This is a genomic window from Oscillatoria sp. FACHB-1407 (assembly GCF_014697545.1).
Taxonomy (GTDB): Bacteria; Cyanobacteriota; Cyanobacteriia; order Elainellales; family Elainellaceae; genus FACHB-1407.
In genome coordinates this window covers 28,862-41,932 of sequence record NZ_JACJSA010000013.1, presented here as the reverse complement: position 1 = coordinate 41,932, position 13,071 = coordinate 28,862, and the positions used below count along the sequence as shown (strand labels likewise).

Below are 13,071 nucleotides of genomic sequence, written 5' to 3'. Positions count from 1 at the left end.
CAGGGCTGCTGTCTCACCGCCAGTGTTAGCCGCTAGCAAAGCTAGCAAAACTATAGACGATGCCTAGAGCCTGAGTTATAACAAGACAAAATTCAGGGTGCGAAAAATAAGAGAAAAAAGGGAAAACTAATTAAGAGGCACCATAGGCTGAGTTTAGAACGATCAGCACAGTTTGTGGTGAGGGTTTCAGCTGATTGAGTTTACTCAGAAGCTTGTACGTTCTTTTACCCTAATATTTCCATTTCCACCATAAGACAAAACACACTTTTAATAAAAATCATTTACACCATGAAACTTATCGATATCAATTCTCTACCTTCTAGTTAGTTTGTATGCCACAAACCTAACTAACTGTCACTACTCCTGCAATCACTCCAGCTATGCCTAACTTTGGTGCCATACATACTGCCCGAGGCGACATTAACAACATCAGAAACACTTTGTTGGAAGGTCAGCAACACCAAACCAGCTTAATGTTCATTTTGAAAGAAATTGTACAAAATGCTGATGATTGTAGGGCGGCACATTTAGGTCTTGCTTGGTCAGGCGGTTTACCAGAAGCTGAGCATCCGCTGCTTCGTGGTCCTGCTATCTTAGCTGTAAATGATGGTCCCTTCTCTAAACGCGATGCTAAAAGTATCCGGGCGATCGGTCTAAGTTCAAAAGAAAATGATAGTTCTGCTGTAGGAAAGTTTGGCTTAGGACTGAAGACAGTTTTCTTGATTTGTGAGGCGTTCTTCTACTTAACTGGACCTAAGATTGATCCAGGTGTTGAGTCAGGTTCAATTCTAAACTTATGGTTTACAGAAAACGAGGATGATGTTCCAGCTTCCGAATGGGACAAACTAGACTTCACTGAGAGTGATCAAGCGAAAATTAATGCGGAGAGACAACGCATCGGTTTAGCAGATGGATTTACACTTTGGGTGCCACTACGTTGTCGTGAACATTGCCAACGTGGAGGTCATACTGCTCCAATTATCGAAAACTACCCAGGTGACGGAAATCATCGGTTCTTAGAAGAGTTCCAGGGAGATTTAGCTAAAGAATTAGCAGATCTATTACCACTCCTCAAGCACGTACAGACCGTTGACTTATACGATGGGCTGAATTTGCACAAAATTGCAGTTCAAGAGGGTTCAACCCAATGCCTAGCAGACTTCAAAGCTGAACCTACTCCTAAACCCATTTCATTAGATGGCAAAATCAATATCGATGGTGTGCAAAACCACACGTATTTTGGGCAACAACAACTGCTTAATGAACCAGCACTTCAGGCTCTCAAGGATCGCAGTGATTGGCCCAGAAATATCCCAATTGTAGGTCCACCAGAAAAGCAGAAAGCAGAGCCTCACTGTGCAGCCCTAATTAGTTCACAACCAACTAAAACAGGTGCTGGTAAATTATTAATCCGTTGGGCTGTCTTTCTACCTACAGCTGAAATGCCCGACGGAGAACCATCAGAGACTTTGACTTTAGAATTTGAAAATGGAAATAACCAAGATTATGTTCTGACCTTACACGGTTTCTTTTTTCTGCAAAGCGATCGCCGTCGTATTCGTAGCTGGCTTAATGAGCAGCAAAAAAATATTTATCAGGAGTGGAACCAAATTCTGGCAGAACGGGGAACCTTGCGCCTTCTTCTGCCAACGCTAGAGAGTTTTGCACAAGAGCGATCGCCTAACTCTGTCAAAGCATTGACTCATACTTTACTCAAATCAAAGCTTTGGAGAAGCTACCGCCAGCATATTTGTGCAGAGGGATCTTGGCTTTGCAAAGTCAACTTTGGTCATTCCAGCCAATTAACTTGGTGTTTTATCCAGAGCCAGGAGCAACCCTTAACCATTCCAGAATCGACCGTCGAACTACTGCCCGAGATTTTTCCAAATTTAAGCCAGGTTTGCCAAAGTAGAACTGTAACCTTGAAAGAGTGGCCTAGATTGACCAAGAGCAATAATACGGCTGTATGGAAAACCGCTGATATTATTAAACTTCTGCAAGGGCGGTTCTCATGTGCATCAGATATTTGTGCAAACAATAGGCAAGTTAAGGTTCTAAGCGATTTTCTTGATCATGCGGTTCCCCAGTGGTCATCTAACACTCCTGAAACATCCACCGTTACTGACGCTTTAAGAGTATTTCTGAAGAGTGCTTTCTCAATACCCAACTTTCAAGCTGCCGATACCCTACATACCCTGATTGATAAGCTTCCCGCAGAGCAAGTCCTTGGAATACCAAATGGTTTATCTAAAGGATTAAAGCAAAGACTGTTGCAGCTAGAAACTTCTTGCCTGATTATTCCCACTAGTCTGAGATCTGAAAAACCAACAGCACCAAAGCTTTCAGAGTTCGATACGTATCTGATCTTAGTTGAACTGGAAAGTGAGGTTAAAAACTCTCAGGCTGCCAGATCATTTGTAAATTCAGTCATATCTAGGATAGCTTCACGTCAATCTGAGTATTGGCAAAAAATTTGCCAATTGGATTTATTTGAAGTCACAAAAATTAGCGGTAGCGGAAAAATTCGAGAATTCCATTCTTGTACTTGGTTAGAAGGGGTCAAAGCGAGCTACAGGCTGTTCAAGGATACCGCCTCCCCGGAAGGAGATGCACCACTTGCCAAAATACTAGCTCAGTCCTTAAAAGACCCTATTTATCTTAGTTTCGACGATTCCATCAAATTGCCACAGTGTAATGCCAGTAATGTCATTACCTTAGTCAAACAAAAGCCAGCACTACAAACATCACTAGAATTTCGTCAGGCATTAGTTCAAGAAATCGCACACTCCATAAACCCTTCCACAGATCGAAGCGCTTTACGCTATCTGCTACATGCTGACCCAAGCCATTTTGACGATATTCGTGATCCACTCTACGCAAGTCCTAATCAAACAACTAACGTAAATACCCTTTGGTCTAAAGTTCTTAAACATATTATTGAGCCTAGCCAACATTGGCGATTTATTGACAATAAATTGCTAGAAGTCTTATCTCCTCAACAATGCCAGGCGCTTGGTATTACCAATGTTGATGCGAAGGGTGTAGAGCAAGAGTTAACTCGTATTGCTACTTCTGGCACGCCTCTTCATTCTTTGAGGTGGGATGAGTTTAGCTGGGAAGAATGTGAAAAACTAATTTACAACTTACCTTTCAAAATTAGTAGTCAGTTAAGAATCCACGAGGCTGTAGACACAAAACGCGGCTCTTCACGAATTGCTATTGATGAACATACTTATCTGCAAGGAGACGGTAATGACTTTCAGATAGAGCCTTCTTTAGCTCAGAAATTAGGAATTATACTCCTACGTCGTAGTAGCCGTATTGAGATTGCTCAACAACAAGCAGCACTCAAACCACCTATCGATGCACGGACACTAATTGAACACTATTTGCTGAAGCTTGATAATCCAGTGGAGTATTGGCCGATTGTCCTAGATGCCCTTAAGCATGCACCTGAAGACTGTGGCAAGTTAGATGACCTATTGGAAGTCGAATGGTTACCATTGCGACCGGGAGTGCGACCAGGAAATTGTTGTGCTCCAATTGAAATTATTCACCTCTCGCTAATTCAAGAAGAAGTACAACAAATATGTGCAGAATGTGAACAGATGTATGTTGCTTCTCAGAACCTTTCCCAAGATTTGCAGAAACATAAAGCGTTTAGCCTTTTACGACAACTATTCCCATCTCAGAAAGAAGCTTTGGATATGCTGGGAGAAATGTTGCTGCTGTCGGAGAACGATCGCTACCGCATTGGAACTTTAACAGAGATATTGGTCAAAGACGAGCAAGTACGTCAGCAATGGTTTGATGCTTTTCGTGAACTTTCAAGCGATGTAATGCCTGCGTCAAGTTTACTAGCAAAGCTTAACGGACATACGCCAAGTGGTACAAAACAACTGTTTGAGATTCTTGGAGAACCATTAGGCTCTGAGAGATTAATTGAAATTCTGAACGCTCTTGCTAATCGTCATAGCAACACCCAGAACAACAATGCCCTACGTTTAGCCCTGTTTGAAACATATCGCCAGTATTTAGCGCTAGCAAGCGAGAGCGTCGAGTGGGTAGATATACTGCAACAGATTCAACTCCTTAATCAGTCGGAAGAGTGGAGAAGTGCCCAGCAACTATGTTACGGAGCTATTAATGTTGATCCGTCTGATATTTTACACACTAGCCTTGCTGAGATTATTGGTGCCCAAATTAAGCAAGCCAATGCAGAAAATGATGAATCTCAATCTATAAGCGATGATGCTGAGGAGTTCGATGAGGACTTTTCAAATGAGGCACTAAGAAATAGCAATGAGCTACTTCAACGCTATTTTAAGGATTGGCCACGGCGAACTAATAATGCGATCGGTCTTTTGCTCAGACTATTAGGTGAGCGGGGTGAATTAAAGGAACTCGCTAAAGTATATTTTCCAAGAGTTGATCATTTTTTAGAAGAAATTCGCAAAGCCGATGATAATAATGATCATAAAAATGCAGTTCATTTTTTGATAAGCGATATTGAGAGAACAAAGTTCTTTGTTAACAAGCATCAGAGTGATGTGATACGAGTCAGAAGCTTAACCGGAGAGACGGTAAAAGTTCACTTGCTTCGTGAAGGAGAAGCAGAAAGCCTAATTGTTGGTGATGTTCGGAAAACTAACCTAGTTAAAATTTCATATATTCAGCTTTCATTACGCCAGAGCACATCTCTAGATGAAATTCTTTTACTAAGATTAGCCAAACAGAGCTTCAAAATTATTTTGGAGGAATGTTATGGATACCGCGTAACTGACCTTGATAGTTTTTGGGAGAAATTACAAGATCAAGCTCCGCCTGACATTCGCGAAACCCAGAACATTCTTTTGAATGATGCAATCATCAGCATTAGGAGCCAGCTTAGACTAGACCAAGACAGCAAGATAAAATCTCTTATTCACAAGCATTTTGATTTACAGAAACAGCGTGAAAGTTTACTAAGCTTACAGGAAAAGTTTCCAGAACGTAGACGGTACACATCCGAGCTTCAGAAGAATGAGAAAGCTTTACAAGAAAATAAAAAGGAGATTCGTAACGATCTCATTAATAATGAGGAAACACAGAGGGCATTTTTAGTAGGTGTGAGACAGCGTATTGAAAATGCTAACTATGACAAGTATTCAGTTCCATTTGAGCTTTTTCAGAATGCTGATGATGCTTGTTGGGAATTGCGAGAAATGGGACAGACTGAAGTTTCACGCCAGTTCACGATTAGTTTGGCAAATAATTCTCTTTGCATTTCACATTGGGGACGAGCAATCAACCAGTATCAATTTAACGGATGTGACTGGAGTATTCGTGGTTATAGCGATGATCTCCTGAAGATGCTCTTGCTCAATTTTTCTGATAAATCCGAAGGAGTGACAGGCAAATTTGGGCTGGGCTTCAAAAGCGTATTTTTGCTAACTAGCAAACCACGGGTTGTTAGTGATCGTATTGGCTTTGATGTTATTGGTGGTGTTTACCCTAAAGAACTATCAGATGACGAGTTTAAAACAATAGCAAGTCAGTTAGGCGATAGCGAAGAAGGAACAATTGTTAAACTGAACGTTAATGATTCGGAGGCACGTCCTGTCGTCGAAAAATTTGTTGAATATGCACCTTTGCTTGGAGCGTTCTCCCGGTGGCTTCGAGAGTTCAAAGTGCGAATTAGAGATAGTAGGCGTACTTGGAGTTGGGATGAGAAAACTATTGATGGTATTCCTAATGTTTACTTAGGCAGAAGCATAGAGCTTAAGAACAATAAATCCCTGAACGCACTACTCTTAGGAAAACCAGGAAGGCGTTGTCTCATTCCTCTCAATCCATCTGGAGGTACACTACTATCTTCAAACTATCCAACTTTTTGGGTCACAGCTCCCACAAGAATGCACTTAAAAGTTGGCTTTGCGATTAACGGTCCCTTCCGTTTAGATGTTGGGCGATCGCAGTTAGATTTGAGCGGTGGAGGCAAGCAATTTAACGAAGAGCTTGCGAAAGAAATGGGGCGTGAGTTTAGTCAGGCACTCATCAATCTCTATCAGCTTGATGACGTACAACTTTGCCAAGCACTTAACCTTACTACAGGTACAACACGACTAACTTTTTGGACAAGTATTTGGAATATCCTGAGCGACCAACTGGCTAGCCAAAACGCTGGTGATCAAGGTATTGGGCTACTCTATCAAATGTTTTGGGTAGAAAACAGAGGAATGCCACTTCTTTACACTACCTGTGATGCTCTACCAACGAAATTACCAAAAAGTACTGGTCAATTTAACTGTTTAACTCGACTAGGAAGTATTCAATGGGCTGTGAGTGACATCCTTAACTCTGATGAGGCTGTGTTGACACAAGTTTTAGACTGGCCAGTCTTAGCAAAAGGACAGCATCAAATTCTTCCTGGACAGGTTGTATCGCATAAAGTTGCTGAGGTTTTGAAGAAGCTAATAGGGTATCCGGTTAAATATTTAGATTTGCTGACAGTTCTAAAATGGCAGCTTACCCATATAGTTTCTCCAGAAGTTTCGTTGGTTGTTGAGCTATTAATCAATCAGGTTTTTTTAGACAAACTACCTCCCTCGGAGGCACGTACCATTCAAGAGTTTTTGAGAACCGTGCAGTTTCAAAGCCGCGATCAAAATACGGCTACTGCACAAAATCTCCTAGTTGTCGAATCTTCGCTTGAAGGATCAGAAGAATCCCAGCTTGCTCTATTTGCTCCTGCTTCAGCCCTACTAGCTGAAGATTATGAATGTGGATCTTTAAACCTGTTCTATGCGTGTCGATCTGAAGATCTCTCGCTAGTCTCTATTCCGGTTGAAGTACGTGGAAAATGGGTATTGGAAGCTTCTGTCGATACCCATAAATTTTGTGTTCAATACCTGGTCAATAGTAAACACCGTGACGAACTAATTGATTGGCTCAAAGACAGGCTTGAAAATAGCTGGCTAGCAGATCTTCCATCAAAGCGAAATAACTCAAAGAAGGAATACGGAGTCACCCCTTCTTCATTTTATGAATTACTAGATAAATTGGAGTTGTTAGCTTCATCAAATGACAATGATATAGCTTTTGAAGGCATAGCCGTTGACGAAGGAAACACTTCTGATGAGGATAAAGGAAAAGGATTACTACCTACTCCAAGTATAGAAGATGTTCTATTCAATATTTTAGAATGGTGGTCAGAAGAACGTAATCGTCTAATTCCAAAGTATGAAAAGAACCTTTATCCACGCATTGACCTCAAATTAAACCAGAACAATTACAACGACCACAGTAATCCTAGCTTCTCTAGAAACCGTTGGCTAATTTTATTCATGCTAGGAGCCTTGCATACAATGGGGCGCACCAGCCCTGAACAGCATCGTACCTTTTTGCAGCATTGTGAGAATTGGGGATGGATCGATGTCATGGTTACTGGCGAAGTAGATGAGGTCGGATGGATCAATTTACTTGATCGGTATTTCACGTCTCCACGTGTTGGCGATCGCCTTCAGTACTACCAATGGGTGCGCTATTATCCTGCTTTTTATGCGTTTTCTAAATGGTTGGATGCATATCGCGACAGCTTGTTAGCAACTAATAATCTGAATGCATATCTAGGCATCGGTCAAACTCAACTTCGTAATCCAATCGATTTAGTTCTAAATCCTCAACAAAATCCAGTCCTACAAGGCACTGGTATAGGGCAAGGAGCACCACCAGTAGGTAGTATTTTAGGAATTGGTTCTACGTTTATAGTCCGCGAGTTAGTACGCGGTGGAATATTGTCGAATCCAGGAATGCGCCCTTATGCTTACGTACCAGTTCGACGGGTGCGAGCAATGCTGTTTGCAATTGGTTGTAGCGCCGTCAGAGGTGACAGCAGAAGAACGGCTGTAGAAAACTCAATGAGTATCCATGATTTTCTAGTTGAACACCTCGGTGAAGAGGATGCCACCTACTTTGGCGACTACGATTTGCCTTTTCTAATGCTTCAGGATGAACCGGGGGATATTCAAGAGAAGTTATTAGGCAGAATCCCTGTGCCGCAAGAACCTGTGGAATCAGAGGATGATGTATCCAGTTGGGTAAACTTTTCTAACCAAGGTGACCCAGGAGAATGGCGTACACGTTGGGATGGAGTGCGGTTTCGCGTTCGGTGAGGCAATCTCAGTATGACATTTCAAACAGGTGATTTTGTAAACCATGTTACCCTCGGTTCAGGTGAAGTCATCCTTGATCGGGGTGCAACTGTTATAGTTCGATTTGAGCATGGTATTGAGGAATGCGAGATCATTTCGATCCGCAGTTCAATAACTCTTCAGCAAGTTATTGAAGAAGGAAATTGGCAAGCTCCTCTTCCTGTAATTTTACGTGGTTTGGCTGCAACTATCGACTCTCTCAACGATCGCTGGAGCGTCTTCTCCCGTTCACGTGTCAAGTTACTTCCCCATCAGCTTTGGGTATGCCGTAAGGTTTTGGAGCGTTGGCCCTTCCGTTGGTTAATTGCGGATGATGTAGGTTTGGGAAAGACGATTGAAGCTGGGTTGATTCTTTGGCCCCTTGTTTCGCGAAAGATTGTCCAACGTGTTCTAATACTTGCTCCAGCTTCATTGGTTGAACAGTGGGTTTTACGCTTACGCGAGATGTTTGATTTACGCTTCACACCCTACACAACTGAAGCTGATACACCTCGTAATGGTTTTTGGGAAACTCACAACCAGGTAGTAGCTTCATTACAAACTCTCCGTGATGATCGACGCGGGCGTCACGATCGCCTGCTTTCCTCGCCCCCCTGGGATTTAGTTATTGTTGATGAAGCCCATCATCTCAATGCTGATGAGGTCAACGGCATCACTCTCAGCTTCAAACTATTGCAGAAGTTAAACGAGTTTCAAAAGCTTAAGTCAATAGTATTTTTTACAGGTACGCCACACCGGGGTAAGGACTATAGTTTTCTGGCACTACTAAAGCTGCTACGTCCTGATGTTTTCGAAGATCCAAAACAACCATTAGAAATATATTTATCGGCGTTACGAGATGTGATGATCCGAAACAACAAACAAAACGTCACTGACCTACATGGTCGCCTGTTATTTAATGGTGTAAAGACTCAGGTCGTAACATACCATTACTCTGATCAGGAAGCTAAGTTCTATGATACTTTGACCCAATTCATCTTAGAGGGTTACACTTACGCTTCGTCACTTGATGGATTTGAAGGACGTGCCGTAAATTTAGTTCTTTCTGCTTTGCAGAAGTTAGCATCAAGTTCAGTCGCAGCGGTACGGTCAGCATTACAAAAGCGGCTTCAAAGTCTTAAATCTCAACAGAACGAGTTAGACCAACTCAAAGCCTTACGACAGCAGTTAAAGACAATCCTTGCTCAAGTAGATACGAGCGATCGGTCTGAAGATGATGTTAGTGCTTTGGACGAACGCATTGTTGAACTTTCTGTTGCTTTATCTCTTATGGAGAATGAGGAAGAGTACCTTACAAAACTGGTTGATCTCTCCAACGCTATTAAATTTGAAACTCGCATTCAGCGCATCCTTGATTTACTCAAGGGAGATTTCGCTGAACGGTCGGTACTGTTTTTTACAGAGTATAAGGCAACCCAATCCTTATTAATAAATGCTTTGATTCAGCATTATGGCGGAACTGCTGTAACCTTCATCAACGGGGATCAGGAAGTTCACAATGTTAATGGTAAAACCTTACGATGTCCAAGGGAAAGGGCCATTCAGTTATTCAATGAAGGGGAAGCCCGATTCTTGGTGTCTACAGAAGCAGCTGGTGAAGGGGTAGACTTACAGCAGAATTGTTACACGCTAATTCATGTTGACATTCCATGGAACCCAATGCGACTTCATCAGCGCGTTGGGCGCTTGTACCGCTATGGTCAAACTCATAAAGTTGAGGTAGTGACACTTCGCAACCCTGATACTATTGAGGCAACTATCTGGGAGCGACTTGAAGAGAAGATGCAGCGCATCCAACTCGCCCTTAGTGGTGTTATGGAGGAAAGTGAGGATCTTTTTCCCGTGGTATTGGGCATGACATCTCCTTCAGTTTGGACAGAGTTGTTTTCTGAAGCCCCAACAGTGCCTAGAGAAACCTTAAATTCATGGTTTGATAGCAAAACTACTCGCTTTGGAGGTCAAGATGCTTTGCAAACTGTGCGTGATTTAGTTGGGCATTGTGCGAGCTTTGATTACAGAGAATTGGCTGGACAGCTGTTAGAAGTAGATCTGCCTGCATTACGCCCTTTTTTCACAGGAATGTTGATGCATAATCACCGTCAAGCCAAATTTACAGAAGACGGTTTGAGTTTTCGTACGCCTGAAGTTTGGACCGGAATTGGAATCAAACCCAACTATAGTGGCTTAGTATTTGATCGCGATTTCAGAGGCAGTGATGCTAATCAGCGTATTCTTGGCATAGGACATCCTTTATTAGATCGAGCGCTTGAGCAAGCACGATCATTGGAAGAGGCAGCAGCTTTACTGCCATCTGAGCTTCTACCTAATCCACTTGTTTTACTAAGCGTTACAGATCGTGTGACTGAAAGTAGTGGCTCTATTCGAGCAGTTATTGTTGGTGTTGAATTTACAAATATTCCAATATTGCGCCATGATTACGAAGTCTTAACTCTCCTAAATACGTTGATGAAACCATTACTGAGACGAATTGAGCCAGGTGGAAACCCAGCAATTCCACCAGAAACATTGAAGAACTGGTTGCTCAAAGCTGAACAATTAGTTGGCAGTAATATCACTGAGCTAGACTTGCCATTCCGCGTTCCAGATGTCAAGGCGTTAGTAATTCTCTGCCCTGAAAGTTTAGCTATGAAAGATCTGGTGGAATTACAGTGAAGTTCACCTTACTTAAAGCTCATAAAGAAACAAGAAAAGCTTACTGACTACAAGAAAAGAATCCTCTCAAACTCTTCTAATTCAGCTTGTTTTAGGAATTCTATTCAAAAACTCCGAATCATTCAGTTACAACATTATGGCAACCACCCAGAAAATTCACTCTCTTATTGACGATATTCAGAAAAACCGCTACTTTCTCCCAGAGTTTCAGCGGGGTTTTCGATGGAATTCAGAGCAGGTTAAGAAGTATTTTCAATCACTCTATCGTGGATATCCTACAGGGGCTTTCCTAGTTTGGAAAGCTGAAATCCCTTCTAAAATTAAAGGCACTAATCCTTCTGAGGAAAACACGTTTACCCGCTTGATTTTAGATGGGCAACAGCGCCTCACGACCCTTTACACCCTACTCAAAGGCTTTCCTCCCAACTGGATTGAGGGAAAACCGCCCAGAACAGACCTTTACTTCAATCTAGACACTGAGGAGTTTCAATACTTTACCCAAACTCTAATGAGTGGGAAGAAGGAGTGGATCGCTGTAGCTGACTTGTTACAGAAAGGGGCTGGTGGCTACATTGCCAACGCAGCCACTATCAATCCAGAACTCTCTGTATACCTCGTGACGCAATTAGAGCGTTTGAACCGACTCGACAACATCAAAAATTACGAATACTACATTCAGGAAGTTGAACAGCAAGACCCTATGCAAGTGGTTGAGATCTTCAACCTCGTTAACAGTGCTGGCACGCCTCTATCTGATTCAGATTTGGCATTAGCGTTGATAACAGGACGATGGGAAGATTGCAAAGACAAAATGCGTGCTGCTGCTGAAAAATATAGTAAGGTCAACTTCCACTTCAATTTAGATTTTTTTACTCGTTGTATTTCTGTCATCGCCACATCTCGCGGGGTTTTTGACAACGTTTCAGCATTAAGCAGAGATGACTTAATCAATGCCTGGAATAAAACCGAGAAGTCTTTAGATTATTTGGTGAATGTCCTCCCACAGCATGGATACATTGATGACACTACATTCTTAAGTACACCGTATGTCTTCTTTCCACTGATCTATTACATTTCCAATAACAACTTCAAATTCCCAGACACCCAGACTCGTGATAAGTTTCTCTACTGGGTCTACAACGCATTAATGTGGGGACGGTATAGCAGTAGTTCTGAGTCAGCCCTGGATAGGGATGTTCGGATTTTGAAGGAAACAAACTCAGTCGATGAGTTAATCAAGATGGTTGCCCTGGTTCGAGGGGGTAATCTTGATGTCACTGAAGCTGACCTTGAACTGCAAGGTGTTAGAAGCCGTCTATATCAGATTTTCTATATTCTTGTCCGCCGTAATGGAGCCGCTGATTGGGCTGATCCCTCACTACCGTTGTACAACAACATCATAGGGCGTACTTACTCCATTGAGCGACACCATATTTTCCCCAAGAGCAAACTCTACAAAATCTTCAGTTCCAGTTCCTCCTACGACAAGAGTCTCGTTAACGAGTTAGCCAATATTGCCCTGATCACCTCAGCTACAAATCACAGCATCTTTAACAATGACCCTTCAGCCTATTTACCGAATATTGATGCTAATCAACTGCGATGCCAATTTGTTCCGGTTGAACCTGAATTGTGGACAATGAGCCGGGATGGATACCTGGCTTTCATTAAAGAGCGTAGAAGACTGTTGGCACTGGGCATTAACAGCTTTCTTAACGAGCTTTATCAAGGCAAATCTACCATTCATGTTTCACGAGATGTAGACCAATGGCGGCAGCGCCTTGAGGAGGTAGAACTTGCGATTCGCCAATTAATCCTAGATGTCGCCGCAGAACACGAGGAAGACATTGAGCCGAAATCTTACATTCCACACCACTTTGTTGCAAAGGTTGATGGTAGAGCACAGAAATACCTGAGAGATAACCCCTCCGAAGATCCAGAAGAATTCAAATCATTGGAGAAGCAATTGCAATTCTTCGACATCTCTGAATATTGCGAATTAATGATTAGCAGTAGCAATTGGCAGTATTTTGAACCATACTTTGGCAGCAAAGGGGCGGTTCAGAGCCGCTTCACTCAGCTTCAGAATTTGAGAAATACGCTCGCACATAATCGGGATTTAACCGATGTGATTATAAAAGATGGGGAAGCAGCAATTCTTTGGTTTTCCAGCATTCTGAGAAAGTACTCTCTAGCTGCTGCGTAA

Annotated in this window: 3 protein-coding genes; all 3 read left to right on the top strand. The window is 42.3% G+C overall.

Annotated elements, in window-relative coordinates:
• Window positions 1-380: 380 nt before the first annotated feature.
• The 3 genes from H6G89_RS20400 to H6G89_RS20390 all read left to right on the top strand — a co-directional run bounded on the left by H6G89_RS20400 (window position 381) and on the right by H6G89_RS20390 (window position 13,071).
• Window positions 381-8,153, top strand: a complete 7,773-nt coding sequence (locus tag H6G89_RS20400) for a sacsin N-terminal ATP-binding-like domain-containing protein (RefSeq protein WP_190509850.1) — start codon at window positions 381-383, stop codon at window positions 8,151-8,153.
• A gap of 12 nt (window positions 8,154-8,165) precedes the next feature.
• Entirely contained in the window at window positions 8,166-10,865 is a 2,700-nt protein-coding gene (locus H6G89_RS20395) for an SNF2-related protein (protein WP_190509848.1), read from the top strand.
• A gap of 136 nt (window positions 10,866-11,001) precedes the next feature.
• Window positions 11,002-13,071, top strand: coding sequence for a GmrSD restriction endonuclease domain-containing protein (locus H6G89_RS20390; protein ID WP_190509846.1), 2,070 nt, complete (start codon window positions 11,002-11,004; stop codon window positions 13,069-13,071).